This window comes from Pandoraea sp. PE-S2T-3 (assembly GCF_002179965.1).
Lineage (GTDB): Bacteria > Pseudomonadota > Gammaproteobacteria > Burkholderiales > Burkholderiaceae > Pandoraea.
Genome location: NZ_NGUQ01000037.1, coordinates 405,836 through 432,493, shown reverse-complemented (window position 1 = coordinate 432,493; position 26,658 = coordinate 405,836). Strand labels below are relative to the sequence as shown.

Genomic DNA, 26,658 nt, shown 5'->3' with positions numbered 1-26,658 from the left:
CTGGCCGCCGACGAGCGTCGGGGCAACGTAGCAATGCGTTGGAAACGTACGAACAACGCCCTCAGGCGTCGGTGCCGGCGACGATCAGCCCGTGCTCGATGGCGTAGTGCACGAGCCCGGCGGTGGAGGCGATGTCCATCTTGGTCAGGATGTTCGCCTTATGGGTGCTGACCGTCTTGCTGGAGAGCGACAGGCAACGCGCAATGTCGTTGATGCCACTGCCTTCGACGAGCATCTGGAAGATCTGGAATTCACGCGCGGTGAGCCGCGTATGCGGCAGCACTTCCGCCGGTTGCTGCAACTGGCGCACGAGCTTGTCGGCCACCAGCGGCGAGACGACGGTGCCACCGCGTGCCACGCGCCGGATCGCTCCCATCAGTTGCTCCGACTCGGCGTTTTTCGTCAGATAACCGGCGGCGCCCGCCCGGATGGCCTGCACCGCGTATTGCGACTCCCGGTACATGCTCAACACCAGGATCGGCAATGCCGGATAGGTCGCCTTGATCTGCTGGATCAGCGCGATGCCGCTCTTGCCGGGCATCGACATATCGAGCAGCAATACATCGACGGTGGTCAGACGAAGCCGATTGAGCACGTCGGCACCGTCGACGGCTTCGGACACGACGCACATGTCGGGTGAGGTCGAGATGATCTTTTTCAGGCCGTCGCGAATGATCGCGTGATCGTCGGCGATCATGATGCGCATTACCGTGGCACTCCGTCAGCGCCTGCCGGATGCTGCGGGATGCGCGCAACTACACGCGTGCCCTGCCCCGGCTGACTGTCAATCTCGAACGCCCCGCCGAGCATCAGGGCGCGCTCACGCATGCCCATCAGGCCCAGTCGCTGGCCATGCCCTGCGAGAGCGGTGTCCATACCGCGACCGTCGTCCGCAATGGTGACGTGACAGTGGCCGTCGCGCATATCCAGCGTGACCGTCACCTGCGACGCCTGTCCATGGCGGCTCGCGTTGGTCAGCGACTCCTGCACGATGCGGAAGATGGCCGTGCTGCATTCGCTGTCGAGCCCGGTCGTCACGTCTTCGGCCATATGCAGCGCGCATGGCAGGCCGTGGCGCTGCGTGAACGATTCGGTGAGCCATTCCAGCGCGGCATGCAGGCCGAGTTCGTCGAGTACGGCCGGACGCAGGTCGGCGGCAATGCGATGCACCGCGTCGATGGTGGCGTCGACCAGTTCCTTGAGCATCTGCACATGGGCCGGTTGATCGGGCGGCACGGTGCCCGGCTGGGCTTCGAGGTAATTGAGGCCGAGACGCAGTCCGCCCAGCCATTGCCCAAGTTCATCGTGCAGCTCGCGCGATAGCCGGGTGCGCTCGGCTTCCCGCACCGATTGCAGATAAGCGGAGAGTTGCCGCAATTGGGCGCGGGAATCGAGCAGCGCCATTTCGGAGCGCTTGCGGTCGGTGATGTCGCGCGAGATGCCGACGGTGCCCACAATGCGGCCCTGTTCGTCGCGCACGGGCATCTTGACGGTATCGAACCAGCGCGGGGCACCGTCGGCACCGGGGCGGCTTTCCTCGTAACGGCGCCGCACGCCGCTCACGACGACGGCCCGGTCGGTCGACAGATAGACGCGCCCCCAGTCGGACGACCAGACTTTGTCGGGGGTGCTGCCGATGATGTCCTTCTCGGGACGGCCGCAAGCGGCCATAAAGGCGTCGTTCACGAGGATATAGCGCGACTCGGTGTCTTTGAGCCACGCCTGATCCGGGATATTGTTCAGTATCGCCCGGTGCAGTTCGCCATGCGTTTCCACTGCGTCTCCTCGCCGGGCCGCCGTCATGGCGGCCACTCGTCTCCTGTGGGAGCGTCCGGGCGCTGGCTGAGGGGCTTGCGAGAGCTGGCCGTCATGCCGGCGCCGGTCTGGCTTCAATATATCCAGACCCGCGCTCGCGCGCGCCTCTAGTTTTCCCGCATATCAGGATGTTGCGGTGTTTCATGACTTATTGTCATGAGCCGTAAAACGGTATCCAATCACCGCTGGCGATGCATTGCCAGACGCCCAACGGAGGCAAACGATGACGAAAGTTCGCGTTAACGGTTTCACCATTTCGCTCGACGGCTACGGCGCCGGGCCCGATCAGGACATCAACAATCCGCTCGGTATCGGCGGGACCGACCTGCACCAGTGGCTGCTGCCGACACGCACCTTCCAGCAGAAGTTGTTCGGCAAAGACGGCGGAACCACCGGCGTTGATGATGAATTCGCCGCCCGTGGCTTCGAGAATGTCGGCGCATGGATTCTCGGGCGGAACATGTTCGGCCCGATTCGTGGCGACTGGCCCGACTTGAACTGGCAAGGCTGGTGGGGCGACAGTCCGCCGTATCACGTGCCCGTTTTCGTCCTGACCCATCATGCCCGCCCGTCGCTCGAGATGGCCGGCGGCACGACGTTCCACTTCGTCACGGGCGGCATTCACGAGGCGCTGGATCGCGCACGCGAGGCCGCAGGCGGCAAGGACGTGCGCATCGGCGGCGGCGCGGACACCCTTCGACAATATCTTCGCGAGGGCCTTATCGACGAGCTTCACATTGCTATCTCGCCGATCTTGCTTGGCCGTGGCGAGGCGCTGTTCGAAGGCCTTGATTTGCGAACGCTGGGATACGAATGCGTGAAATCTGTCGCCTCGGAGAAGGCCACGCACGTCGTGCTTCGGCGACAGACGCCCGCGAAAGGCTGACCGGTCGAAGGCGGACGTGCGGGCCTGATGCGCGGTCAGCGAGACTCACGCGCCTCTCGTCCGTTGGATCCTTACCCCGGATATCCCCGGAACAGCCCGCACAGCCGGAACACATCCTCCGTGTACGGCAGGTCTCGGACCTTGCAATAGCGGCTCGCGAGTTTCATCAGTTCCTTGATGTCGCGCCCGCTCGCATCGGGATATCGGCTGGCCAGCACTTCAATCAGCCCGTCGTCGAGATACGCACCGACCTGATCCGCCTGCATGCGCCACAAACGCCGCGCGTCGGCGGGCGATGGTGTCTCGTAGTGAATCGTCGCGATGCAGCGCGAGAGAATCGCGTCGTCCACGTCGCCGATCCGGTTGGTCGTCATGAACAGCAGGCCATGGAAGTACTCCAGCGAGCGCAGAAACTCCGCCACGATGGCGTTGTGTTCGAGGTCGTTGTCGCGGCGGCGAATGTAGACGTCGGCCTCATCGAGCAACAGGATCGCGTTCCAGCGCATGGCGCGCCGCAGAATGCCCATGAGCGTGGCGCCCACCGACGCCGCCGTCGTGCCCAATTGCCCCGAATGCACGCGGTACAGCGGCTTGCCGACGACTTCCGAATAGATCTCGGCGGTGAGCGTCTTGCCCAGCCCCGGCGCGCCTTGGCACAGGATCGTCGCGCCGCCCGATTTGCCCGGCACGAAGTCGGGCATCATCGTGTCCATATTCGACGTCAGGATGTCGATCAGATCGTGATGATGTGCGGGCAGGACCAGCTTGTCGCGCAATGCCGGCTGGTATTCGTACTCGGTGATGTTCTGCACGTGCACCCAAAGATTGCGGTGCCAGTCCAGATGGAAGACGTGCACATAGCAGTGCAGCGGAATGGTCTCGAACGCCGAGGCGATCTCGGCATTGCGCCAGAAATCCGCATCGCAGGCCATTTCGAAATTCCGCTCCAGCCGCTCCTCGTCATTCACGCATTTGGCCGTCACGCCCTCGACCACACGCACCAGTTCGGTGACGCCTTTCGGATCGACGGAAAACGCCGCACGGCGCATTACGAACTGCGCACCGAATGCGCGCTGCAACTTGAGAAAGCGCTGCGCGTGCTGCTCGTATTCGTGTTTGAACTCCGCACATTCCTTGTAGAAGCCGAACTCGGCAAGCAACTCGGGAATGGTTCGATTAACGATGTCGTCGCGCGTGAACACGAGCGAGGTCGTCATGCCCGAGCGACGCGGGCGATGTTCCGACGCATTCAAATTGGCCGATTGCATCGTGTTGGCCAGCATGTCCAACACGACATACGGCGAGCCCTGCTCCGGCTCGACATAACGCAGGCGGCGCACCAGCCACGGCAACAGCGCACCGTCTCGATGCCGCTGATACAACCAGCCGTCGATGACGTCACGTGCGAGATAGGCGACGAGCCCCGGCACCAACTTGTCGAGGCTCGGAATCACGCGTGCCTGCGGGGCGTTGTAGACGTTATCGAGCGCCAGCATCTGGAACATCAGGGCGCGCTCGTTCTGCGATTTGCAGAGCACGTAGAGCGTGTTGAGCGACTTGGCGTCGAACCATTCGCTCGACACCAGAATGTTGCCTCGGCACACGCCATAGGCGGTCATCTGTTTGCCGAGCGGTGAGTCGGTACCGATCAGTTGCAACAGCGGATGAATCAACGACTCCGGAATTTCGAAATCCATGTACGGCACTCCCCGTAATGCGTGGAGCCCGCGCCCGCATGGCCTGACGGCCGCGTGCGATCAGGCGAGGAAGAAGTCGATGGCGCGTGCCACCACACCCGGTTCGATGATGTGCAAGCCATCGAACTCGACATACTCGACGTCGTAGCCCGACGCCTTGAGCTTATTGGCGTTGTTGCGCCCGCTCGTGGCGATCGGCAGTTGTTCGTCGATCAACCCGTGGGCGATGAACACGCGCGGCTGCCCTTCCTGCACGAAGATCGACATGAAGCCGCCGGAGAACGCGATGACGTGACTCGCGATATCGCCATTGGTGACGCCGATGGACAGCGCATAGCTTGCCCCGTCGGAAAAGCCCGCAAACGCGACGCGCGAGGTATCGATCGAATAGCGCGCGGCGACGAGGCCGAGGGCTTGTTGCAAGCGCTCGAGATCGGGGCCGTTGCCGCCGATCACGATGTCCCATGTGGGAAACGTGGAGTGCGGCGCGAGCACGAGAAACCCGTGGCGGTCGGCATGCGGCTCGATGAACGGCAACACCTTCTCGGGAAAGCCGCCCGCGCCATGAAACATGACGAACAGCGGGACGGGCTTGTCCGTCGGCAGATTGGGCGGCACGTACAGCACCGCGTCACGCACGTCGCTCAACCCAAGGGGATGACGCCCGGGCGGTAATGATTCAGAGGGTGATGACGACGCGGCGAGTGTCGGCGCCGGGGTGGCTGAATTGGCTGAAGTGGCGTCGTCTTGCGCTGACGCCGCCAAGGAACGCCCGGGCGTGAATACCCCGGGCGACATCCGACCGAACAATGCGGGATCGAACATGGCGCAGTGAGTGTCTCGTGATCGTTAAAATTATTGATATATTGTATATCATCAAATTTAACGGCTGACACGCGATATTTAGGCTCAAACGGCCATGTAGGCAGACAATCCGGCCACTAGTGCGTCGAACGTGGCCTTGCAGCGGGGGCTCTGGCGCAGGTCTTCGTGCATGGTCACCCAAGTGACGAGCTTGAAGCGGAAGGCGTTGGGCAGCACGCGCACCAGTCGTGTATCGCGCCGCGCGAGCGGCACCTGACAGCCACCGATGCCATACCCTGCCCGGATCATGGCCAGTTGGGCCACATCGTTGTCCGCACGAAATGCAAACGCGTCGCGAGACCATTCCGGCACCCCCGCCGTCGCCGCCCGGATGAACGGCGTCACGCTATCGAAGCCGATCAGCGTGTGGTTGGCCAGATCGGCCAGCGTGGCCGGCGCACCGTAGCGGGCCAGATAGTCGTCGCGCGCATGCAGGCCGATGTCGATGCTGCCGACGCGACGCGCAATCAAGGCATCTTGCTGCGGCGGCGCCATGCGCACGGCAATGTCGACCTCGCGGTGCAACAGATCTTGTATCCGGTTGGTCGGCACCAGTTCGACCGACAGCAGCGGATGGGCGCGACGCAGCGCCGTCAGCATGGGCGGCAGCACTTCTACCCCGACCACTTCGCTCGCGGAGATTCGCACGACCCCGTTCACGCCATCGTCGCGACTGGCCGCCGCGCGCTCGAAAGCTGACGCCGTGTGCTGCATAGCCTGCGCGTGCGGGCGCAGCGACTCTGCCGCGTCGGTCGGCATCAACCCCGTTTGCGAGCGCGTAAACAGCGTCTGGCCCAGTGCCTCCTCCAGCGCAGCAATGTGACGGCCGGCAGTGGGTTGTGTTATGCCCAGCGCGCGTGCCGCGCCCGAGAGCGACCCTTCGGTCAGCACGGCAAGAAACGTCCGGCAGAGATCCCAACTGAGATTTGATGTCATACAAAAATGTATAGCCGATGGACGGATTTAGGCAATTTTATTCGAATCCGTTCGCGCGGAGAATGGCCTCATCGACAACGTTTTGGGAGCGGCATCATGAACCACGAGAAAGCGTCACGCGCGTTGGTGTTGGGGGCAACGGGCGGGATCGGCGGCGAAGTCGCCGTGCAATTGCTGGCGGCCGGCTGGCGCGTTCGGGCCATGCGCCGTGGCGGTGCGCCGCGCAACGATGCGCCGAATATCGGTATTGAATGGACCGATGGGGACGCCATGAGTACCGAGGACGTGCTGAGTGCCGCGCGGGATTGCGACGTGATCGTGCATGCCGTCAACCCGCCGGGCTACCGCAACTGGTCGACGCAGGTGCTGCCGATGCTCGACAACACCATCGCGGCTGCCGCGGCCCATGGCGCGACGATCGTGCTGCCGGGTACCGTCTACAACTTCGGGCCGGACGCCTTTCCAGTGTTGCGTGAAGATGCGGAGCAACGCCCGCTGACGCGCAAGGGCAAGATTCGCGTGGAAATGGAATCACGTCTGCGGGCTGCCAGCCGTCAGGGTGTGGCGACGATCATCGTACGCGCCGGTGACTTCTTCGGGCCGCACGCAGGCAATAGCTGGTTTGGTCAGGGGCTCGTCAAGCCGGGGCAGACAGCCAAGATCGTGCAAGTGCCGAACGCGCCGGGTGTGGGTCATCAATGGTCGTATCTGCCGGACGTGGCACGCACGATGGTTGCGCTGATCGAGCGCCGGGACACGTTGCCGACGTTTTCCAACTTCCATATGGCCGGCCATTGGGATAGCGACGGTTCACAAATGGCGGGAGCGATTACACGCGTGATGGGACGGTACGGCGTCGACGTCAAATCACGCCGCTTTCCGTGGTGGGTCGTGTGGGCCGCCGCGCCGTTCGTCACGACGCTGCGCGAGTTGCTGGAGATGCGTTACCTGTGGTCGCGCCCGGTGCGCATGGACAACACGCACCTTCTCAATGCGCTTGGGCGTGAACCGCATACCCCGCTCGATGAAGCGGTGCATGCGACGCTCAAGGGGTTGGGGTGTTTGCCGAAGAATCACCGGTCGGCAGCCGCTTGAATCTTCAGACGCACTTGTACAAAGGCGGTACTCGATTCGCCGGCACAGGCTCGTTGAGTACCGATATTCACTCCCCATCAATTATCCAAGCATCATATTGCATAATTTTCCTCACTCCCCTATGCTTTGGCCTACCCACAAAAGCCGAGCCTTTTCCGCCGCAGGAGTGATTTGGATGTTTGATTCGGTCGATGCCTTTGTCGTCTTCAAATGCGTAGTGATCCTCGGCCTCGCGCTCTGGTCAGCGATCGCGGCACTCAATAATCTCGTCGCATTCGGCGCATCCAGCGGGGCCATCGGCAGAACCCTGAGCATGGCGCCACTGCGCGAGGCGCCCGCCATCGACATCCCCATAGTGCGCCGCGCAGTCGATGCCAAAGGGCTGGCCGTAATGGCCCTGATCGTGATGATTGTCTTGCAGGGGATGGCGGCGATCTGCCTCGCCTATGGCGGCATGCAGCTGGCCATTGCGCTGGCGTCCGGAGGGTCGGACGCCGCTGGAATGCATTGGGGAATGTTCGGACTCACGGCACTGGCTGCCGCTTGGCTGCTGATGATGATCGGCGGCCTGTGGTTCGGGTACTGGATTCGTCAGGAAGGGCTGCAACTCACGCACATGATGTTGCTCGTGCTGACGATCGCCGCCGCTGCCCTGCTGCGGATGTAAGCGACAGCGGCGCCAGCTGCGCGCCGCATCACTGCCGTATCTTCAACCGCCCCGCTCACCACCCAGCAATCGCGAGATGCGTTTGGCGGCGTCGGTCAACGCGGCCACCGTCTGAGGATTCGGGTGCGCCGGCAGATAGTGGATCGAGCCCACGATCGCGAGCGTGCCGAATAGCGACCCATCGTCCTGCACGATCGGCGCGGCCAATGCATTCACGCCCAGAAAAACCTCTTCCGGCGCATCGGCCCAGCCGCGCTCGCGCACCAACGCCAGCTCATGCGAGAGCCGCATCGTGTCGGTGATCGTATGCGGCGTGCAAGCATCGAGCGGCCCGGCCAACACGGCATCACGCCGTTCGGGTGCACCAAACGCCAGCGCGATCTTGCCCTGCGCCACGCTGTGCAGTTTGAACTGCGTGCCCGGGTGCAACAGAATCTCCAGCGGACTGCGACCGCGCATCACGTCGAGCACCACCACATCGGTCTCGGTGAATGAGCTGATGACGATGGTCTGGCCGACCGCATCGCGCAATTCCTCCATGACCGGACGCGCCAGCCCGACTACGTCGAACTGTTTGACCAGTTTCTGACCCAGCAGGAACAGACGCCAGCCAATGCGATAGCGGCTCGAGCGCGGGTTCTGCACCACATAACCCTCTTGCCGCAATGCCGTCAGATGCCGGTGCACGCGCGCCTTGGGTACACCGAGCGCTTCGGCGAGATGCGTCACGCCGCACTCGGCGTTGCGCTCGGCCAGCAACTCCAGAATGCGCAGCGAAATGACCGAAGTCGACGACGTGTTGGGTTCATCGCCGGCAACACCCGTCATCGCACCGCCCTGCTCGGGCGGGCGCGTCGATTGCGTGCTGCGCGGCGTCGACATGACGTCTGCCGGAGTGTCCTTCGATCGTTTCACTGCGTGTCCTTTGTCACTGTCGCGTAGCGGCTATTGCGCGTCGAGCGAGATGAAACGCTCGCCGAACACGTGATAGCGCTGCGGCTTGTTCTTGTTCGCGTCTTCGGGGCGCACGTACCGGATCGAACTGCGATTGCGGCACGCGCGCGGCAGGATGAAGCAGCGGATGAACGTCGTATCGCGCGCTTCGGTCGTCGGTGCCAGCACCGGTGCATGGCCAAGTTCCAGCCAAGCCTCGCCCGCCTTGTGCGTGTGCGACGCACCGAGCGTCTCGATCGTGATCTCGCCTTCGAGCGTGCATCGCACACCGGGGCCCTGATGCACGTGCGTATGTGCCACGCCGCCGGGGGGGAATTGTACCTTGTCACAGCGCATGAGCCAGCGTTGGCGCGGGTCCAGCTCGATCGGCGCATCGAGCTTGAGCGTCGACGACGCGCCCGGTGCCGAAGCGATTTCTCCCGGTGTCGGCGCGTCGCCCGACATCAACTCCCAACGCCACAACGTCACACCCTCGCCACCCGCGATCAGCGCGACATCGTCCTCACCCAGCCACGCGGTTTCCGCCACGTGATGCTGCGCGCCCGTGTCGAACTCGATCGCCACATCGCCACGCACGACGTAAATCGCCCGACGGGCCGCCGGCAGATACACCGGGGGATGGTTCGGCGCAATGACATCTTCATACAAACGCAATTGAAACGGCTTCACTTCTCAATCTCCTAAGACCTGCCCGCAAGACAACCCGTCCGCGTGGCGCTGAATCCTTCTGAACCCTGACTGCCCCACTACCGGAACAATCTTCGCATTTAGTATCGACTATCGATACGCAAAGCACTATTTATGGTTTACCACGAGACACCGCTTCGAAGCGACCTGCTACCATTCAAACGAAATCATGTCCATGCGTATCGATAGTCGATACACGAGACATGACATTAGGATGAGTTTCATGAAGGAGACAAGAATGGACACTGGTACGACCGCCCTGAAACCGGCGGGCGCAGCGGGCCGGGCGTGGTATCGCGGCGCTAGCCCGGCGCAATGGCGGGCATTCGGTTCGGCCTATATCGGCTGGATGCTCGACATCATGGATCTGATGCTTTTCGCGATGGTGATTCGCTACATCAGCGTCGATCTGCATTTCGACAAGGGCGTCGCGGGCATGATTGCCTCGCTCACGCTTCTGGCAACAGCGTTCGGCGGCCTGTTCTTCGGCTTTCTCGCCGACCGTATCGGCCGCACGCGCTCGATGATTCTCTCGATCCTCTGCTACTCCATCGGCACCGCGTTGTGCGGCTTCGCCGATTCGGTCACGCAATTGCTCGTGTTCCGCTTTCTGCTGGGATTGGGGATTGGCGGCGAATGGTCGGCCGGCGCAGCGCTCATTACCGAAACGTGGCCTGCCGAGCATCGCGCCAAAGTCATGGCGTGGGTGCAGAGCGCGTTTGCCGTCGGGTATGCGGTGGCGGCCATCGTCGCGGCGGTGATCCTGCCGCACTTCGGCTGGCGCTGGGTGTTTGCCTTCGGTCTGTTGCCGACGGTGCTCGCGTTCTGGGTGCGCCGCCATGTGGAAGAGCCCGCGATCTGGCGCGAACAGCGCGTGCGTCTCACGCTCGGTCAGACGCTCAGCATGTTGTTCGGCCCCTATGCACGCAGCACGTTCGTCGGACTCGCCTTCACGGCGGCTGCCATGTGCGGCTACTGGGGCTTGTTCACGTGGATTCCGGCGTATCTGTCGACGCCGATCGATCAGGGCGGCCCGGGCTTCGACCTGATGCGCTCGACCACGTGGATCGTGATCATGCAGATCGGGGCGGCGGCGGGCTTTGTGTGCTTCGGCTACATCGCCGACCGCATCGGTTGCCGCAAGTCGTTTCTGCTTTTCTTCCTGGTGTCGGCGGTGACGGTGCCGCTGTACGTGGCGATTCGCGAACCGATCCTGCTGCTCGCCTTCGGCCCGGTCGTGGCGTTCTTCGGAACGGGGTTCTACAGCGGCTTTGCACCGACCTTTGCGGAGATGTTTCCGACGCAAGTGCGTGCCACGGCGCAGGGCTTCATCTACAACACCGGGCGCGCGGCCAGTGCGCTGGCGCCGGCTGCCGTCGGTCTGCTGTCACGGGGTGAAAACGTGAGTGCGGCCCTCGGCGCAACGGCCGGGTTCTTCCTGCTCGCGGCCATCATCGTCTACTTCTTCCTGCCGGAAAGTCACGGCGAAGCCTTGGCCTGACAAGTTTCGTCTATTCAACTTCAAGCGACTTCGCGCGCCGACGGCTCAGATTGCCGCCGGCGCGCTGCCGCTTCTGCCCCGCTTCCCCCAACCTTGCTTCACACCGATAGTGGCACCGGCAGATGGATCACCGATGTGCAATCGGAATACAGCCGTGTCACATCCTCGGCACGCAGATTCAGCACCGCGCGCTGATTGACGTAGCCCTTGTCGGTAATCTCCCCTTGCTCCAGCGACGGCGGCGACGAAAGAATGGCGGCGCGTGCGGCACGTTGCGACGTGCCGGCGTCCTCGGCGAGTCCCGCAAGCGCCTGCTGTACCAGCGCGCGCACCGCTTCGTGCGACGCCAGCGACTTGCCTGTGTGCTGCGCCGTCGTATCGCCTGCCGTCTTGCGCAGCGCGGGGGACGGGAAAATCAGCAAACCGATTTCGTCGCGGTCGTGACCGGTGATCACGACGTCCGAGGCAAACGGCGCGAGTGCGGTCACGGCGCGCAACCGTAATGCGCCCACTGACACCCATGTCCCGCTCGTCAGCTTGAAGTCTTCCGACACGCGGCCATCGAAGATCACGCCCGCGTTTGGATTGCCCGGGTCGCTCAAACGCCCGGCATCCCCTGTGCGATAGAAGCCCTCGTCGTCGAACGCGGCGGCGGTGGCTTGTTCGTCGCCTGCATAGCGGCGAAACACCGACGGGCCGCGCACGCGCATTTCCAGCTTGTCGCCATTAGGCACGAACTTGAGTTCATTGCCCGGTGCCGGGACACCGATGTTTCCCGCCCCCGGAATCGGGAAATGCACGCTGGTGATGAGCGGTGCGGTTTCTGTCGCGCCCCACGCCGAGGTGAAGAACGGCAACGCGCTGCCTTCGCGGCAATGCCGTGCCGCCAGCCGCTCGAAACGCTGCCACACCGCAGGCGGCAGGCTCGCCGCCGCGTAAAACAACACTTGCAGGCGATCGAAAAAGAGCGCGGCGAAATCGTCGTCGCTTTCCAGATACGGCGCGAGCGCCTCAAACCCCTTGGGCACGTTGAAGTGCAGCGTCGGCGATACGTCGCGCAGACTCTCCACCGAACGGCCGATCAACTCTGGCACAGGGCGGCCATCGTCCACATAGAACGCCCCGCCATTGCGCAGCGCCATATGAAAGTTGTGATTCGCACCGAACGTGTGACTCCACGGCAACCAGTCGACCACCACCGGTGCGGCGTTGTCGATGAACTGCCAGCACTGCGCAATCATCTGTTGATTCGCCGCGAGCATGCGGTGCGTGTTGACAACGATCTTCGGCTTGCCGGTCGAGCCCGACGTCAGCAACAACTTGGCGGTGTCGTCGGGCGTCACTTGCGCGAAGGCGGCGTCGAGTGCGGCAGTGGCGTGCGTCGACGACAGATCGTCGAAGCGCAGCCACCCCGGGCGCGCATTGTGAGTGGCGACCACCGGGCAGCGCACCGGTGCGCCGTCGAGCGCACGGGCGTACGTCTCGCCATCTTCGACATAGATCAATGCCGGGTCGAGCCGCGCCAGAATACCGTGCAACTTGCTCATGTCGCGGGCGATGCGCGAGTACGCCGACGACACAATGGCAGTCTGGCGCCCCGCCATCATCGCGCCCAGCACCAGCAGGGCATGGTTCACGCTGTTGTCCGACAGGATCACCACCGGCCGGTCGCGGGGCACGTCGAGATCGAGCAGCGCCTGACCGATACCCCGTGCCGCCGTGAGGGCTTCGCCGTACGTCACCCGCCGCCACAACCCACGCGCGGCATCAGCGCCGCCGAACCATCGCTCCGCCACGAACGTCGCGTCTGGCGTGCGCCCGGCCCATTGCACGAGCCAGTCGGCCGGGCTGCGCGAGAATTCGCCCAGCGTGGCGCGTGAGCGGATCACGAAGCTGCCGTCCGCCCGCATGTCGCGCTCGATGTCCGGCGCGGCGAGACGGCGCTGCTGTACGTTCAGTCGATCGTCCACTTGCCGCCCCTGACCGTAACCAGCACGCGACCGTCTTGGCCGTACGCCGAGTGGTCCTGTGCGTTGATGTTGATCATGCCGTGCGTGGCCGCCAGCCCGCGCGTCTGTTCGATGGCCGTCACCAGTGCATCGCGAAACGCCTGCGTGCCCGGTTGCGCCTGCTTGGCCGCCACGGCCACCGCGTGATCGAGCACCAGATAAGCGTCGTATGCGTAGCCCGCAAACAGGTTGCGCGACCCGGCCCCGTATTGCGCTTCGTAGCGCTTGGCGAAATCGGTCGCCACGGCCTTGCCCGGGTGATTGCCGGGCAGTTGTTCGGCGACAAGGATATTGCCCACCGGCAGGATCACGCCTTCGGCACTTTTGCCCGCCACGCGCAGGAAGTCGTTATTGGCGACGCCGTGCGTCTGATAGATCCGTCCCTTGTAGCCGCGCTCGCGCAGTGTGCTCATCGGCAACGCGCCGGGCGTGCCGCTCGCGGCGATGATCACGGCATCGACGTTGGCCGCTTGCAGCTTGAGCACCTGCGCCGTGACCGACTGGTCGTTGCGGCCATAACGCTCAACCGGCGCCACCTGAATCTGGCGGGCCGCCGCCCGTGCCTGAATGTCCTTCAGCCACGCTTCGCCATACGAATCGGAGAAGCCGATGAAGCCGAGCGTCTTGACCTTGTGTGCCTTCATGTCGTCGAGCACGGCATCGGCCATCACGGCCACCGACTGCGGCAGCGAAAAGACGTAGCGCATCTGCGCCGCACTCGGCACGAACGGACACAGCCCCAACTGCGGCGTGCGCGTGTCGAGCGCCACGGCCGCCACCGCCAGACACGCCGGTGTCGTGGACGAGCCGATGATCGCGTCAGCCTTGTCTTCGGTCGCCAGACGGCGCGCGTTCTTCGTCGCCATGGTCGGATCGGTGGCGTCGTCGAGCACGATATAGCGCGCCGGCACACCGCCCAATGTCTGCGGCAACATGCTGATGGCCTGCTTCTCGGGAATGCCCAGCGATGCGCCCGGCCCCGTCGTCGACAACGTCACACCGATGGTGACGGCGGCCGGTTGTGCATGCGCCAGCGTCGGCGCAGCCAACGCGGCGACGCATAGCGACAGTGCGCTCAGCGAGAACGCCAACGAAAACGCCGACGAAAACGAATAACTGCGTGTGAACCTGTTTGCCGCCATGTGACATGTCTCCTTGTCTTGTATTTTTGGGGCCGTACAGCGTGCGACGCGCGACGAAACATCAACGCACGGCAAACTCCGGCAACACTTCGCGATTGCGCGGCAGGCCCATGATTTCGCGGGCTTCGGCCGGGGTCGCCGGTTCATAGCCCATCTCGCGAACGAGACGCACGACGCGCTCGGTCAGTTGCTGGTTGGTCGCGACCACGCCTTGCTCGTAGTACAGGTTGTCTTCCAGTCCCACACGGACATGGCCGCCGAGCAGCAGCGAATTCATCGCCGACGGCAGTTGCGCCGGACCGATACCGCTCACGCAGAAGATGCTGCCCTTGGGCAACAGATCGACCATCGACTGCAACACGCGCGGCGTGTACGGCATGGCGTTCTGGAAACCGCGATGCACGCCCAGCACCAGATTCACGAAGAACGGCTCGTCGTCGAAGCCGGCCGCCGTGAGCGTGGCCAGATCCTGCACGATGTGCGTCGGGCTGAAGACTTCCCACTCGGGTTTGATGCCGCGCTTCTTCATCTCGATGGCGAGATGCTTCGAGCGCTCGGGCGAGGTATGCATCAGCAGCTCTTTGCCGCCGAAGCTCGCGATGATCGTGGTGGCGTCGAGCGTGCACATCTCGGCGCCGGCATCCATGCCCTTGAGGCGCTCTTCCCAGAGGATTTCCCAGTAGCCGCTGTCGCGCTGGCCGATCATGTCGCCGTGCACGCCACCGCCGGTGGAGTTGTTGATGACGATGTCGCACTTGTCGCGAATGCGGCGGTTGATGTCGCGATAGATCGCCGGGTCGCAGGTAGCGCCGTCGTCGCCCGGACGCCGCGCATGAATCGCCACGACGCTGGCACCGGCGTTGTAGCAGTCGTAGACATCGCGCGCGATCTCGTCGGGCTGCGTGGGCAGATGGGGGTTCTGCGATTTGTACGCCATGCCGCCCGTGGGCGCGATGGTGACGATGACCTTCGGTTTGCTCATGCCTGTCTCCTGAGGTGTACGGGCGCGACGGCTTCGCGAGGCAGCCCGGCTTATGGCTTATCTTTTTTTGACCGACGACGTTCGACTTGCGACTTATGGCTTGCTGGCGAGAATGCCGAGAATGACCGCGTCGCGTTGCGCTTCGATGCGCGCGTTGCCGCGTCCGGCCAGTTCGGCGTCGACACCAGCAACGATGCGGGCCTTGAGCTCGTCGGTCAGCGTTGGCTCGCCCAGATCAGCCCACCATGATTCGATCGGCGGCCCGAGATGTTCCAGCAGATGACCGATGCCGCCTGCGCCGCCCGAGAGATGCAAGTTCAGGAACGGACCGAACGCTGCCCAGCGCAGCCCCGGGCCGTAGGCGATGGCGTCATCGATGTCGGCCACCGACGCCACGCCGGTATCGACCAGATGAATCGCCTCGCGCCAGAGCGCCGCCTGCAAGCGATTCGCAATGTGGCCCTTGACCTCTTTGCGCACATGGATCGGACGCTTGCCGATCGCGAGATAGAACTCCATCGCCGTTGCGATAGCCTCGGCCGACGATTGCTCGCCGCCAATGACCTCGACCAGCGGAATCAGATGCGGCGGATTGAACGGATGGCCCAGCACCACGCGCCCGGGGTGCTGACACACCGACTGCACGCGACTCATCAGCAAGCCCGACGAACTCGATGCGATCACCACCGACGGCGGCAACGCCGCGTCCATGCGGCGGAAGAGATCCTGTTTCAGGTCTTCGCGCTCCGGGCCGCTCTCCTGCACGAAGTCCGCGCCTTGCAACGCCTCTTCGAGGGTGTCGTGAAACGTCAGGGCGTCGCGTGACGCGTCGGCGACGAGGCCGATGCGAACCAGCGTCGGCCAATGCGCGTCGACGGTCTCGCGAAGCCGCTCACGCGCGCCGGGCGCCGGGTCCCAAGCCGACACGCGCAGGCCGCGTGCGAGAAAGTAAGCCGCCCAGCTCGCACCGATCACACCGGTGCCGATGACGGCGACCTGTTCAATGCTGTCGTATTTCACATTCGTCTCCTGAAGGCATGCCGCCCGGGTTTGGGCGGCTCGGCAGGCGTCAGCGTCATGCGCCGCCGAGGAATCGTTCCATCCGCTCGCGCGCTTCCGGCGTGGCAAGCATCAGCGCACTGGTGACCGACTCGGTGAACAAGCCGTCGGCCATCGACATGTCGTGAATGCGCGAGAGTGCGTGAATCGTCGCCCAGTTCGACAGCGGGCTGTTGGCCGCCGTCTCGCGGGCGAGTTGCGATGCGAGCGCGAGTCCTGCTCCCGCATCGACCAGATAGTGGCCGAGACCAAGCCGTTCGCCGTCCACGGCGTCGTAGCGGCGGCCGGTCAGCATCATCTCCGTCATCCGGTCAGGACCAAGAATACGCGCGACGCGTACCGACGCGCCGCCGCCGACGAAGATGCCGCGCTTGCCTTCAGGCAATTGGAAAAATGCGCTGCGCTCGATGACACGCACATGGGCGGCCAGCGCAAGTTCGAGGCCGCCGCCGATCACCGCGCCTTGCAGCACCGCGACGATCGGACGGCCACCGAACTGCATGTCGTGAAAGACCTTGTGCCAGCGCTGGGAGACGCGCAGTACGTCAAGCGGATCGCGGGTGCTGTTCTCCGCCAGATCGAGCCCGGCACAGAAGTGTTCGCCGGCGCCCGTCAGCACAACGGCACGCACGCTGTCGTCGAAATCGCGAAAGGCCGCTTCCAGCGAATCGATGGCGGCATTGCACAAGGCGTTGCGCTTGGCGGCGCGGTCGAGTTCGACATACGCGATGGCGTCGTCGACGCGCACTCGCAGGTGGGGATAGGTCATGTTTTGCATCAGCTCCAAATCGTGAAAAGTATCTTATAAGATATTTTTCATCTTGCGCGACTTGTGCAATGCAATTCAGGGTTAACAGGGATAATTTCGCATATTAGGCAATTTAATGCATTTTCAGGCAACGTATGCACGCCTGTTGGCAACATCACGCATCGCCAGCGTGATATCTCATAGTATATTTATCGAAAATTCCCAGAGGGGCTATCGCCCCCTTTTCTCGCCATGGTCAAACGCCTGTCCGACGCTGCCGAAACTGTTGATGCCAGTGACGCCGCTGTCGACGCCACCGTCACGTCGCGGCTGGCTTCGTTGGCGCAGCGGGTGCGCACGTTGCGCGCCCAGCGCGGCATGACGCGCAAACAACTCGCGGCGCAATCGGGCGTCTCGCTGCCCTATCTCGCGCGCGTGGAAGCCGGCACGGGCAATGTGTCGCTGACCGTGCTGCACAAGCTGGCCGACGCCTTGAACGTCGCCGTCGAAACGCTGGTCGCCGAGCGCATGGCCTACGACGGCGATCTGTTGATGCTGGTTGAGTATCTTCGCCAGCAATCACCCGAGGCACTGTCCCGCCTGCGACGCCAGATTGTGACGCCCGGCGCTGTCGGCGTGCCCGCACGCGGCCACCGTATCGCGCTGATCGGCTTGCGCGGCGCGGGCAAATCCACACTCGGGCCTCGACTGGCAGCGTCCATTGGGGCACCGTTCATCGAACTGGATAAAGAAGTGGAGCGCGAAGCGGGCATCGCCATCGGCGAAGTCATCACGCTGTACGGTCAGGCGGCCATGCGCCGCATCGAGCGCCAGTGCATCGAGCGAATCATTGCCGGGCACGAGCATGTGGTGCTCGCCACCGGCGGCGGCATCGTCTCCGAAGCGGCTACATACGAGCGGGTGCTGCGAACATTCAGAACGGTATGGATGAAGGCCCGTCCCGAAGTGCACTTCCAGCGCGTGATGCAGCAGAACGACGCCCGTATTGCCACCGAAGCCCTGCGCAAAGAAGCGCTCGACCATATCCACCGCATGCTCGACGCCCGTGAGGCCCTGTACCGGCTGGCCGATGTCACGGTGGATACGTCAGACCTCTCGCAAGACGACGTGCTCGCAACGCTCACGCAGCAGTTGGCACCGGCGCGGGCGGCGTGACGCGCAGAAACGAAACATTCATCGCGAAAATTCTTCCGCTTTTCTCCCGGCACGCCGAATAGAGGGTATCGACACTCTCTGATTCGTGAGACGCCATGACCGACGGCCTTCGCAAGACGCTTCGCCAACAACCCCAATACCGCCTGCTCGACACCGCCATCGACAAAGCCATCGCGGCGTTGGCGCGTGAAACGTCCGGCGTCGCCGAGGCACCCCATAGCGCTGACGCGCCCGCCCTTGCACTCGCACAACTCGCTCTCCTCACGCTGGTTCGCCTTCAGGACATGATCGGCTCCAGCGCCAGTGCACCGCCCGCGATCCACCTCACGCCCCGCGAAACCGAATGTCTGCAATGGGCCGCTGCGGGCAAGACCGCTTGGGAGACCTCGCGCATTCTCGCCATTTCCGAGCGCACGGCGACCTTTCATCTCACCAATGCGGTCAAGAAGCTCGGCGCCACCAATCGCCGCGCCGCCGTCGCCCGCGCCATCGGGCTTGGCCTGATCGCGCCGTAATGTCCCACGCGCCGCGCCCGCCTCACCCGTATCGCCTGTCACGCCTATTGCGTCGCCCCGTCATTCCCGATTAGAATAAATAAGAATCATTATCATTCGCAGAGAAGCGCAATCCCGCCGTTGGCTGGCCGCGCAAGCGGTCTGTCCCGAGCACGCTAAGGCGTCGTCCGAGGCATTCGCGCCATGCGAACACGGGGAATCATGGAAAGTCATTTTCAGCGCGAGGTGAGTGCGCTCTATAGCGATCATCACGGCTGGCTGCGTGGTTGGTTACGCAAGAAACTGGGCAGTACGCTCGACGCGGCCGATCTGGCGCATGACACCTATCTGCGCGTGCTCTCGAGCGGACGCGCGCCGCAACCCGAAGACTCCCGCCGCTATCTCGCCCGCATCGCCAACTGTCTGGTGATCGACCTGTTTCGCCGTCGCGATATCGAAGCGGCTTATCTGGAAACGCTGGCCGCCCTGCCGGAGCCAGTGGCGCCCTCGCCCGAGACCCGTGCGCTCGTGCTCGAAGCCCTCATTGAAATCGACACCCTGCTCCACCGCCTGCCGACCAAGGCGCGCAGTGCCTTTTTGCTGTGCAAGCTCGAAGGGCTCGAATACCGCGAGATTGCCGAACGGTTGCAGGTCTCCGTTTCCTCCGTGGAGAAGTACATCGCACACGCCCTGCGCGAATGCTATGCCGTGCAATACGGGAGTGACACATGAGCGCAGGCCGCCCGGCTTCTCCAGCATCCGCCTCGCAGCAAGCACCTCAGACACCGCTCTCCCCCGAAGTGATTGAACGGGCCAGTGTCTGGCTGGCGCGGCTCTGGTCCGGTTCGGCAAGCGCCGACGATGTTGCCGCGTGCGACCGCTGGCGTGCCGCGCATCCCGACCACGAGCGCGCCTGGCAACGGCTCGGCGCCATTGGCCGCAAGTTTGATACGGTGCCGTCACGCGTCGCGTTCGACACGTTGACCGCCCGCCCCACGCCGCGCGTCTCACCCGCCGGACGCCGTCGGGCACTGCGCGTGTTCGGCGGTTTCCTCACGCTCGCGGGCGCCGGTTATGCGCTCCAGCGGTCTTCCGTCTGGGAATACGCCGCCGCCGATTACGCCACCGGGGTTGGAGAAGTTCGCAGCCTCATGCTCGCCGACGGCACGCGTTTGTGGCTCGACACTGCATCGGCGGTCGACGTTCGCATGACGCCCGGCGAACGGCGTATTACGTTGCGACGCGGACAAATCTGCATCGAAACCGCCTCCGGCGCTTCGCAGGTGCCACTGATCGTCGCGACGCGCCAAGGCGAAATCCGCGACATCGGCACCCGCTTCTCGGTACGCGACGAAGGCGAGCGCACGCAGGTCGCCGTCTATGACGGCATCGTGCTCGTGCGTACCGCCGAGACCGGTCGCACGCAGCGACTCGATGCCGGACAGCTTGCACGGTTCTCGGCCGATGCGATCGACCCGCCCGAAGCCGCCAACGCCGATGCAGCCGCATGGACGCGCACCCAGCTCATCGTCGAGCGCATTCGCCTTGGCGATCTCGTCGACACGCTTGCCCGCTACCGGCATGGTGTGCTGCGCTGCGACGCCGCCGTCGCCGACCTGCGCGTGAGCGGCGTGTTCTCGCTGGCCGACACCGACCGCGCGCTGGCCAGTCTGGCTGTCGGCCTGCCGGTCGAAACGGTGTATCGCACCCGCTACTGGGTGACCGTCAAGGCGAAGTAGTGGGTGCAGGAGCCGGTGCAGCAGCGGGAGCGCCGCCTCTCAAAAATATTTCAACTTTTTTGCATTTTCGATTGCGGGTTTGCCGATCTCGTTCGGAATACCAAGCATGCACCGGCGCCAACGTGTGACTTCGTGTCACCGCAACCGCCGCCGGTATCCCTTGATCCGAACCAACAGGCATGCCGATGTTGATTTCCGAAGCCGTTCCCTTGCGCCCTACCGCCTCTGCCGCCGCTCTGCGTCCGGCGATTGCTCTGCTCATCGCTTTTGCCGCCGCCGGTGCTGCCTCACACGCAAACGCCGCCCCCGCCGCGGCGCCGTCGGCTCAAGCCGCCTCCGAGGTGCGACGCGCTTGGCAAGTCGCCCCCGGCACGCTCGACGCGGTGCTGAACCGCTTCGCCAACGCAGCCGGCATCGAACTGGCCGTGGACGCCTCACTCACGCAAGGACGGCAAAGCCCGGGCATCAACGGCGACTACACGCTGAACGACGCGCTGCATCAACTGCTCGCGCCGCATCAGTTGCAGGCGATGCGCGGCAGCAACGGCGTGTACACGCTGCGCGCCGCTGCGCAAGACAACGCCGCCGCGACGCCCGGTGCCGAAGGCGGCGTGCTGCTGCCGACCACTCATGTCGTGGCGCAGGCGGTCGGACTCCCGGAAGCCTATGACGGCGGTCAGGTCGCGCGTGGCGGCCGCCTCGGCCTGCTCGGCAACAAGGACTACATGGACGTGCCGTTCAGCATCACGTCTTACACCGCGAAGACGATTCAGGACCAGCAGGCGACCACGCTCGCCGATGTGCTCGATAACGACCCCTCGGTGCGTTTCACCACGTCGAGCGGCCACATGTACGAGAACTTCAGCATTCGCGGCTTTCCGCTGACGGCCGACGAAGTCTCGCTCAATGGCATGTATGGCGTGTCGCCTTACGGCCACCTGCCGGTCGAATTCATCGAACGCATGGAAGTGCTCAAGGGCCCAAACGCGCTGCTTAACGGCATGTCGCCGTCGGGCGCTGTGGGCGGCGCCATCAACGTGGTGACGAAGAAAGCCGAGAGTGCGCCGCTGGCGCGCATCACGGCCGACTACCTGTCCGACTCGCAGTTCGGCGTGCAGGCCGACGTCGGGCGCCGCTTCGGCAACAACGAGGAGTTCGGCATCCGCTTCAACGGCTCGCTGCGCGACGGACGCACCACGCTCGACGGCCAGAACAAGCAACGCCAGTTCGGCTCGCTGGCCCTTGACCTGAAAACCGACCGCGCGCGTTTCGGCCTCGATGTCTACACCGACACCGAGAAATTCAGGGGCGGCAGCCCATGGATGGCAACGTTCGCGACCAAAGTCGTTGCCCCGCCCGCGGCCGGCACCAACGTGCTGCGCGGCGAGTTCGGCGATATCGAAAGCACCGGTGTGCAACTGCGCGGCGAAGTGGACGTAACTGACGCCATTACGGCTTACGCCGGCGTGGGTGCGCTCAGCTACCGCTACTCCGGGTTCATTACCGGCACGCGCACGGGCCCGATCAAACCTGACGGCAGCTACACCGGCGCCACGTATTTCCAACGCGGCTGGACCGACACGCTCTCGCTCGATGCCGGTGTGCGGACCAAGTTCCGCACCGGGCCGGTCAAGCACGAACTGACACTCTCGGCGACCTCGCTCGATATCACGAGCGGCAACGTCTTCACCACGAGCGCCAACTACAACTCGAACATCTACGCGCCAGTCAATCCGGCGCTGGCCAAAGACCCGGGCAGTGCGCCCAAGACGTCGACCACCACGCTGTCGAGCTTCGGGCTGGCCGACACGATGTCGTTCTGGCAAGACCGCGTCACCTTGATCGCCGGGGTGCGCAGTCAGCGCGTGCGGGCGCAGGCGTTTGCGGCCGCTACCGGCAAGCAGACGTCGAGCTATGACGAGAACGCCATCACCCCGGCGTTCGGTGTTGTGCTCAAGCCATTCGGGCCGAATGTGTCGCTCTACGCCAATTACATCGAAGGTCTCACGCAAGGCGGCATGGTCACCGACGTGAGCGCCGCCAACTACGGTGAAATCTTTGCGCCGTACCGCAGCAAGCAGGCGGAAGTCGGCGTGAAGTGGGATGCCGGCAGCTTCTCGAACACGCTGTCGTTCTTCCAGATCACCAAGCCGAGCATGATCAAGGACGTGGCGACCAACACCTACAACCCGGACGGCGAACAACGCAACCGGGGCGTGGAATGGAATCTGTTCGGAGAATTCACGCCGCACTGGCGTGTGCTGGGCGGCGTGGCGTACACCCGTGGCGAGCTGACCAAGACGGCCGGCAATCTCTACAACGGCAACACCCCGTACGGCGTGCCCAAGTGGACCGCAAACCTGGGCACCGAATGGGACCTGCCGTGGGTGCCCGGCGTAACGGTCTCGGGCCGCATGATCACGACCAGCGCCCAATACGTGAACTCGTCGAACACACAGCGCATCGGTGGCTTTACGCGCTATGACATCGGCGCGCGCTATGCCACCCGCGTGTACGGCAAGGCCGTCGTGTTCCGTGCTGCCGTTGAAAACGTGACCAACCGCATCGCGTGGTCGGGCACGTTCAACGACGGTTACGTGATTCAGAACGCCCCCCGCACGGTCAAGCTCTCGACCAGCATCGACTTCTGAGGTTCGACATGACTCATCCGACACCTTCGACACCTCAGACACCTCGTGCTGCGCTGGCCGCCAGCGCCGCTGCCGCACTCTTCCTCTCGCTCGCCGTCCATGCGGCGCTCGCGGCACCAGTGAACGTGGCACCAGCCTCGCCGCAAGGTGCCTGCGCCGGTGATCCGGCAGCGCCGAAATACCGTCTGGGCCTTGTGAGCCCGCGTCTGCTGGCACTGAATGCGACGCTATGTTCCGGCGGCTCCGGCGCCAATACGGATGCCTTCTGGCAGGACGTGAGCATCAAGGAAACGCCACTGATCGAGACCGTGCCTGCCGGTGCAGTCACCGGCGACGAACCCGCCTCGCTGCTCGGCCGCGAGACCGAGAACACATCGCTGGTCACGTTCCTCTGGCGCGGCCGCCCGCGCAGCGTGCGCATTCTCGGCGCGCCGTCGGGTGATTACGACGACATGCGTCAACTCGGCAACAGCGATGTCTGGTATCGCAGCTACGTCGTGCCCGCCAGCACACGCCTCTCGTATCAGCTCGCGCCCGACGTGCCGGACATCGAGGGCACGGCCATGGAACGCCGTCGCGCCATCCTGAAGACCTTGCAGGTCGATCCGCTTAATCGTCATCCGTTCGAAGTCGAGAGCTTTGACGGCAAGCGCAACGCCAAGTCGTCGGTCACCCTGCCCGGCGCGCCGCCGCAACCGTGGATCGCACGGCGTGACAACGTGCCGGCCGGCACGGTGCAGGCGACACGCTTCACCAGCGCAGCACTCGGCAACACGCGTGACGTCTACGTCTATCGGCCGGCAGGCTATCGCGCCGGAGATGAGGCGCAAGGCCTGCTCGTCGTCTTCGATGCGCACGCCTATGTGAACACCGTGCCCACGCCGGTGATTCTGGACAACCTGATTGCCGAAGGCCGGATTCCGCGTACGGCCGCACTGATTGTCGGCGTCATCGATGGCAACACGCGCGGCAAGGAACTGCCACCCAACCCGGCGTTTGCCCGCTTTCTCGCCGATGAGTTAATGCCGTGGGCGAAAGCGCAAGGCGTGTCGGCCCTCGCAGCGCGCACGGTGGTGGCCGGATCGAGCTACGGCGGCCTCGCATCGGCGTGGGCGGCGTCACAGGCACCGCGGTGGTTCGGCAACGTGTTGTCGCAGTCGGGTTCGTACTGGTGGGCGCCGTCGCAGGGCGATGCGGCCACGCGCGAGACGGGCTGGCTGATTCGTCAGTATGCGAATGGGCCGAAGCTGCCGGTGACGTTCTATCTGGAGTCGGGGCAATTCGAAGACCGGCGCGGACCGACCGGCATCGGCACTTCAGGCCGGCACATGCGCGACGTGTTGCGCGCCAAGGGCTATCGCGTGATGTATGCCTCGACGCCCACGGGCCACGACTATTTCCACTGGCGGGGGTCGCTGGCCTGCGGGTTGATGGCGCTCATCGGCACACCGGCCACGCAAACGGCATTGCATGCCGCGCCGGAAGCACCGGGGAGTCTCTCGGCGGTCTGCCCGATGCAATAAGGATGCAAGCACCGGGGCGATCAATCGCCCTTGGTGCTTGTCGCCCGGGAGGAAACGCGGGGCTTGGCGCGTGGCAGTACCTGCGGCTCATGTGCCACGCGCCGCGTGCCTGCCAGTTTCATCAACCGCCGGAACTGCGGGCACGCCAGATGCTCGGTCGCCGGGCATTGCGCGGCGTGACGCAAGCCGTCGCGCAACGCACTCAGTTGCCGGATCTTGCGGTCGATCTCTTCGGCTTTCTCTTGCAGCCGTATCCGGTCGATGCTCGCCTTTCCCTTGGGCATCAACATGCCTGAAATCTCGTCCAGCGAGAATCCCGCCGTGCGGCCCAGTGCGATCAGCGCCAGCGTCTGAAGTACCGAGTCGTCGTACTGACGGCGCAAGCCGTGACGGCCCGTCGCGGCGATCAATCCCTTCTCTTCGTAGTACCGCAAGGTCGACGGCGGCACGCCCGCACGCTCGACCACTTCCCCAATGTCCAGTGTCATGTCAGTCACTCCGCTTGACCTCAAGTTGACTTGAGTTCGTATAGTGCCTCAATCACGGCGCGCAGGTTGCCGCCGTCTCAACGCCTACGAGAGAGAGATTTCAAACATGACTTCAACTTGGCTTGCGCTGGCCGTCCAAGCCGCAGCGATGGGCGTGCTCGCCACCGTGGCGGTGGACTTTTGGGCATGGCTGCTGCGTCGCCTGTTTGGCATGGCATCGCTGGATTACGCCATGGTTGGGCGCTGGCTGGGGCACATGCCCGCAGGGCGATTCGCGCACGCGGGTATCGGGCGGGCTACACCGGTTGCCGGGGAACGCGCGCTAGGCTGGTTCGCGCATTACGCCATCGGCGCGGGCTTTGGCGTGTGCCTCGTTGCGCTGACCGGGCCGGGCTGGCTTCAGGCGCCGACAATCTTGCCCGCACTGGCTTTCGGCATCGCTACCGTCGCCGTGCCGTTCTTCGTCATGCAACCCGCCTTCGGCGCTGGCGTGGCCGCATCGAAGACACCCGCCCCTGCGCAGGCACGTTTGCGCAGCCTGATGACCCACGGCGTATTTGGCGTCGGGCTGTATCTTGGGGCGCAAATCGTTTCGGTCGTGGCGGGCAACTGATGGGAGAGCGCCGCATCGAAATAAGGCGACGCGCTTGAGCTGTCACACGCGCCGTACTATAGTGGCCGACGCTATGTCCCGCTTGCCGGGGGCATGGCGCTTCACCCCAATAAGAAAGCCACTACAAGGATTGCGTCCGCCATGGAAACCACCGTCATTTCGAGCTGGAAGGATTTCATGGAGTTGTCCTCCCGCTTCGAAGGGTGGGCCTTTCGCGGCCAGCAGGACGCCCGCTGGCATCCGCAAAGCTCGCTGTCGCGCTATTTGCACGCCTATGTCTCCGACAAGGAGCAATGGCGCAGCCGCGAAGCCCGGGCGATTCGCATCTTCCGCCGCAAGGCGCTCAACCACGTCAAGCTGCCGGAGATGCTGCACGACGACCTGCGTTGCCTCGGCCTGATGCAGCACCACGGTGCGCCGACACGCATGCTCGACTTCACCAAATCGCCGTTCGTGGCGGCCTTCTTTGCACTGGAACGCGCCACCAGCGACGCGGCCATCTTCGCCCTGAACACGCCCGCGCTCTATGACGACAGCGCCCGGCCGCGTCATGCCCCGTGGCTCACCCGCGACACGATCGACCCGCGCGTGAAGGGGAATATGGAGAAGTACTTCCTCAGTAACGACAACGAGGTGGTGTGGTTCGGCGAGCCCGAAGAGATGGATGGACGGCTGATCGCGCAATCGGGCACGTTCGTCGTGCCCGGCGTGATCGACCGCCCGCTGCATCGCATTCTCGATGGTTACGAGAGCGAAGAGCCGTTGCTGCGCAAGATCGTGCTGCCCGTTGCGCTACGGGCCGAAGCGATGAAGTGGCTGTACCGCATGAACGTCACCAACGCCTCGCTATTCCCCGATCTCGACGGACTGGCCCGCTCCATCGCCATCGAGATCGAGATGGTCTGGCCGACGCAGACGCTGGGGTAAGCCGC

General features: G+C 64.1%; 25 protein-coding genes. 12 read left to right on the top strand and 13 right to left on the bottom strand.

Annotated elements, in window-relative coordinates; all coding sequences use genetic code 11:
* Nucleotides 1-61 precede the first annotated feature (61 nt).
* Together CDV46_RS24195 and CDV46_RS24190 are read right to left on the bottom strand one after the other, a co-directional pair.
* Nucleotides 62-706, bottom strand: a complete 645-nt coding sequence (locus tag CDV46_RS24195; protein ID WP_058378480.1) for a response regulator — start codon at nt 704-706, stop codon at nt 62-64.
* Nucleotides 706-1,776 (bottom strand): PAS domain-containing sensor histidine kinase, encoded by a 1,071-nt coding sequence (locus tag CDV46_RS24190; RefSeq protein WP_087687737.1) that lies wholly within the window; start codon nt 1,774-1,776, stop codon nt 706-708. Before CDV46_RS24190 ends, CDV46_RS24195 begins: the two co-directional genes overlap by 1 nt.
* 262 nt (nt 1,777-2,038) lie before the next feature.
* Here CDV46_RS24190 and CDV46_RS24185 point away from each other — a divergent pair, with 262 nt between their 5' ends.
* Entirely contained in the window at nt 2,039-2,701 is a 663-nt protein-coding gene (locus tag CDV46_RS24185) for a dihydrofolate reductase family protein (RefSeq protein WP_087725481.1), read from the top strand.
* A 71-nt stretch (nt 2,702-2,772) separates the two neighbouring features.
* Here the strand turns inward: CDV46_RS24185 and CDV46_RS24180 are convergent, their stop codons facing one another.
* From CDV46_RS24180 to CDV46_RS24170, 3 genes are all read right to left on the bottom strand, one after another.
* A complete protein-coding gene (locus tag CDV46_RS24180) occupies nt 2,773-4,398 on the bottom strand; it encodes an AAA family ATPase (RefSeq protein ID WP_087687739.1) in 1,626 nt (541 codons plus the stop codon).
* 60 nt (nt 4,399-4,458) lie between these two features.
* A complete protein-coding gene (locus CDV46_RS24175) occupies nt 4,459-5,223 on the bottom strand; it encodes an alpha/beta hydrolase (protein WP_087725480.1) in 765 nt (254 codons plus the stop codon).
* A gap of 84 nt (nt 5,224-5,307) precedes the next feature.
* Nucleotides 5,308-6,198, bottom strand: a complete 891-nt coding sequence (locus CDV46_RS24170) for a LysR family transcriptional regulator (protein WP_087725478.1) — start codon at nt 6,196-6,198, stop codon at nt 5,308-5,310.
* 96 nt (nt 6,199-6,294) lie between these two features.
* Here CDV46_RS24170 and CDV46_RS24165 point away from each other — a divergent pair, with 96 nt between their 5' ends.
* Nucleotides 6,295-7,293, top strand: coding sequence for an NAD(P)H-binding protein (locus CDV46_RS24165; protein WP_087725476.1), 999 nt, complete (start codon nt 6,295-6,297; stop codon nt 7,291-7,293).
* 175 nt (nt 7,294-7,468) lie between these two features.
* Nucleotides 7,469-7,960, top strand: coding sequence for a DUF2165 family protein (locus CDV46_RS24160; protein WP_087725474.1), 492 nt, complete (start codon nt 7,469-7,471; stop codon nt 7,958-7,960).
* Between the two features lie 42 nt (nt 7,961-8,002).
* Here the strand turns inward: CDV46_RS24160 and CDV46_RS24155 are convergent, their stop codons facing one another.
* Together CDV46_RS24155 and CDV46_RS24150 are read right to left on the bottom strand one after the other, a co-directional pair.
* The gene (locus tag CDV46_RS24155) at nt 8,003-8,875 is read right to left on the bottom strand and encodes an IclR family transcriptional regulator (RefSeq protein WP_140413477.1); all 873 of its coding nucleotides are present in this window, start codon (nt 8,873-8,875) and stop codon (nt 8,003-8,005) included.
* A 30-nt stretch (nt 8,876-8,905) separates the two neighbouring features.
* Nucleotides 8,906-9,583, bottom strand: a complete 678-nt coding sequence (locus CDV46_RS24150; protein ID WP_087687744.1) for a hypothetical protein — start codon at nt 9,581-9,583, stop codon at nt 8,906-8,908.
* Nucleotides 9,584-9,839: 256 nt separating this feature from the next.
* Between CDV46_RS24150 and CDV46_RS24145 the strand changes: the two genes are divergently transcribed.
* Nucleotides 9,840-11,102, top strand: coding sequence for an MFS transporter (locus tag CDV46_RS24145; protein ID WP_087725472.1), 1,263 nt, complete (start codon nt 9,840-9,842; stop codon nt 11,100-11,102).
* Between the two features lie 98 nt (nt 11,103-11,200).
* Here the strand turns inward: CDV46_RS24145 and CDV46_RS24140 are convergent, their stop codons facing one another.
* The 5 genes from CDV46_RS24140 to CDV46_RS24120 form a co-directional block, all read right to left on the bottom strand.
* On the bottom strand, nt 11,201-13,072 hold the full coding sequence (locus tag CDV46_RS24140) for a feruloyl-CoA synthase (RefSeq protein WP_087725470.1): 1,872 nt from the start codon (nt 13,070-13,072) through the stop codon (nt 11,201-11,203).
* Nucleotides 13,057-14,253 (bottom strand): ABC transporter substrate-binding protein, encoded by a 1,197-nt coding sequence (locus tag CDV46_RS24135; protein WP_087725467.1) that lies wholly within the window; start codon nt 14,251-14,253, stop codon nt 13,057-13,059. Before CDV46_RS24135 ends, CDV46_RS24140 begins: the two co-directional genes overlap by 16 nt.
* A 61-nt stretch (nt 14,254-14,314) precedes the next feature.
* On the bottom strand, nt 14,315-15,235 hold the full coding sequence (locus tag CDV46_RS24130; protein ID WP_058378466.1) for a 3-keto-5-aminohexanoate cleavage protein: 921 nt from the start codon (nt 15,233-15,235) through the stop codon (nt 14,315-14,317).
* 93 nt (nt 15,236-15,328) lie between these two features.
* Entirely contained in the window at nt 15,329-16,255 is a 927-nt protein-coding gene (locus CDV46_RS24125) for a 3-hydroxyacyl-CoA dehydrogenase NAD-binding domain-containing protein (RefSeq protein ID WP_087725465.1), read from the bottom strand.
* A gap of 55 nt (nt 16,256-16,310) precedes the next feature.
* Entirely contained in the window at nt 16,311-17,063 is a 753-nt protein-coding gene (locus tag CDV46_RS24120) for a crotonase/enoyl-CoA hydratase family protein (protein WP_058378464.1), read from the bottom strand.
* A 231-nt stretch (nt 17,064-17,294) separates the two neighbouring features.
* Here CDV46_RS24120 and CDV46_RS24115 point away from each other — a divergent pair, with 231 nt between their 5' ends.
* The 6 genes from CDV46_RS24115 (at nt 17,295) to CDV46_RS24090 (ending at nt 24,625) form a co-directional block, all read left to right on the top strand.
* Nucleotides 17,295-18,218 (top strand): helix-turn-helix transcriptional regulator, encoded by a 924-nt coding sequence (locus CDV46_RS24115; RefSeq protein WP_087725462.1) that lies wholly within the window; start codon nt 17,295-17,297, stop codon nt 18,216-18,218.
* Between the two features lie 95 nt (nt 18,219-18,313).
* Nucleotides 18,314-18,733 carry a helix-turn-helix domain-containing protein gene (locus CDV46_RS27585; protein WP_087687750.1) on the top strand — a complete coding sequence of 140 codons (420 nt, stop codon included), beginning with the start codon at nt 18,314-18,316 and terminating at the stop codon, nt 18,731-18,733.
* 201 nt (nt 18,734-18,934) lie between these two features.
* Nucleotides 18,935-19,444, top strand: coding sequence for a sigma-70 family RNA polymerase sigma factor (locus tag CDV46_RS24105; RefSeq protein WP_087725460.1), 510 nt, complete (start codon nt 18,935-18,937; stop codon nt 19,442-19,444).
* Nucleotides 19,441-20,451: a FecR domain-containing protein gene (locus tag CDV46_RS24100; RefSeq protein ID WP_087725458.1), complete on the top strand. Its 1,011-nt coding sequence runs from the start codon at nt 19,441-19,443 to the stop codon at nt 20,449-20,451. Before CDV46_RS24105 ends, CDV46_RS24100 begins: the two co-directional genes overlap by 4 nt.
* A 179-nt stretch (nt 20,452-20,630) precedes the next feature.
* Nucleotides 20,631-23,102: a TonB-dependent receptor gene (locus CDV46_RS24095; protein ID WP_254916204.1), complete on the top strand. Its 2,472-nt coding sequence runs from the start codon at nt 20,631-20,633 to the stop codon at nt 23,100-23,102.
* A gap of 8 nt (nt 23,103-23,110) precedes the next feature.
* Entirely contained in the window at nt 23,111-24,625 is a 1,515-nt protein-coding gene (locus CDV46_RS24090) for an enterochelin esterase domain-containing protein (protein ID WP_087725457.1), read from the top strand.
* Nucleotides 24,626-24,645: 20 nt separating this feature from the next.
* On the opposite strand, the gene CDV46_RS24085 is transcribed toward CDV46_RS24090, so the two are convergent.
* Nucleotides 24,646-25,113: a helix-turn-helix domain-containing protein gene (locus tag CDV46_RS24085; RefSeq protein ID WP_087725455.1), complete on the bottom strand. Its 468-nt coding sequence runs from the start codon at nt 25,111-25,113 to the stop codon at nt 24,646-24,648.
* A gap of 106 nt (nt 25,114-25,219) precedes the next feature.
* Here CDV46_RS24085 and CDV46_RS24080 point away from each other — a divergent pair, with 106 nt between their 5' ends.
* Entirely contained in the window at nt 25,220-25,726 is a 507-nt protein-coding gene (locus tag CDV46_RS24080; RefSeq protein WP_087725453.1) for a DUF2938 domain-containing protein, read from the top strand.
* 141 nt (nt 25,727-25,867) lie between these two features.
* Complete coding sequence (locus CDV46_RS24075) at nt 25,868-26,653, top strand: FRG domain-containing protein (protein ID WP_058378458.1); 786 nt, start codon at nt 25,868-25,870, stop codon at nt 26,651-26,653.
* The last annotated feature ends 5 nt before the right edge of the window (nt 26,654-26,658 follow it).

Excerpts from the sequence above, each read along its gene's own strand:
- CDV46_RS24115 (WP_087725462.1), top strand. The coding sequence starts at position 17,295 with ATGGTCAAACGCCTGTCCGACGCTGCCGAAACTGTTGATGCCAGTGAC.
- CDV46_RS24090 (WP_087725457.1), top strand. The coding sequence starts at position 23,111 with ATGACTCATCCGACACCTTCGACACCTCAGACACCTCGTGCTGCGCTG.
- CDV46_RS24105 (WP_087725460.1), top strand. The coding sequence starts at position 18,935 with ATGGAAAGTCATTTTCAGCGCGAGGTGAGTGCGCTCTATAGCGATCAT.
- CDV46_RS24160 (WP_087725474.1), top strand. The coding sequence starts at position 7,469 with ATGTTTGATTCGGTCGATGCCTTTGTCGTCTTCAAATGCGTAGTGATC.
- CDV46_RS24185 (WP_087725481.1), top strand. The coding sequence starts at position 2,039 with ATGACGAAAGTTCGCGTTAACGGTTTCACCATTTCGCTCGACGGCTAC.
- CDV46_RS24130 (WP_058378466.1), bottom strand. The coding sequence starts at position 15,235 with ATGAGCAAACCGAAGGTCATCGTCACCATCGCGCCCACGGGCGGCATG.
- CDV46_RS24195 (WP_058378480.1), bottom strand. The coding sequence starts at position 706 with ATGCGCATCATGATCGCCGACGATCACGCGATCATTCGCGACGGCCTG.
- CDV46_RS24120 (WP_058378464.1), bottom strand. The coding sequence starts at position 17,063 with ATGACCTATCCCCACCTGCGAGTGCGCGTCGACGACGCCATCGCGTAT.
- CDV46_RS24075 (WP_058378458.1), top strand. The coding sequence starts at position 25,868 with ATGGAAACCACCGTCATTTCGAGCTGGAAGGATTTCATGGAGTTGTCC.
- CDV46_RS24080 (WP_087725453.1), top strand. The coding sequence starts at position 25,220 with ATGACTTCAACTTGGCTTGCGCTGGCCGTCCAAGCCGCAGCGATGGGC.
- CDV46_RS27585 (WP_087687750.1), top strand. The coding sequence starts at position 18,314 with ATGACCGACGGCCTTCGCAAGACGCTTCGCCAACAACCCCAATACCGC.
- CDV46_RS24175 (WP_087725480.1), bottom strand. The coding sequence starts at position 5,223 with ATGTTCGATCCCGCATTGTTCGGTCGGATGTCGCCCGGGGTATTCACG.
- CDV46_RS24095 (WP_254916204.1), top strand. The coding sequence starts at position 20,631 with ATGCCGATGTTGATTTCCGAAGCCGTTCCCTTGCGCCCTACCGCCTCT.
- CDV46_RS24165 (WP_087725476.1), top strand. The coding sequence starts at position 6,295 with ATGAACCACGAGAAAGCGTCACGCGCGTTGGTGTTGGGGGCAACGGGC.
- CDV46_RS24180 (WP_087687739.1), bottom strand. The coding sequence starts at position 4,398 with ATGGATTTCGAAATTCCGGAGTCGTTGATTCATCCGCTGTTGCAACTG.
- CDV46_RS24170 (WP_087725478.1), bottom strand. The coding sequence starts at position 6,198 with ATGACATCAAATCTCAGTTGGGATCTCTGCCGGACGTTTCTTGCCGTG.
- CDV46_RS24085 (WP_087725455.1), bottom strand. The coding sequence starts at position 25,113 with ATGACACTGGACATTGGGGAAGTGGTCGAGCGTGCGGGCGTGCCGCCG.
- CDV46_RS24145 (WP_087725472.1), top strand. The coding sequence starts at position 9,840 with ATGGACACTGGTACGACCGCCCTGAAACCGGCGGGCGCAGCGGGCCGG.
- CDV46_RS24135 (WP_087725467.1), bottom strand. The coding sequence starts at position 14,253 with ATGGCGGCAAACAGGTTCACACGCAGTTATTCGTTTTCGTCGGCGTTT.
- CDV46_RS24100 (WP_087725458.1), top strand. The coding sequence starts at position 19,441 with ATGAGCGCAGGCCGCCCGGCTTCTCCAGCATCCGCCTCGCAGCAAGCA.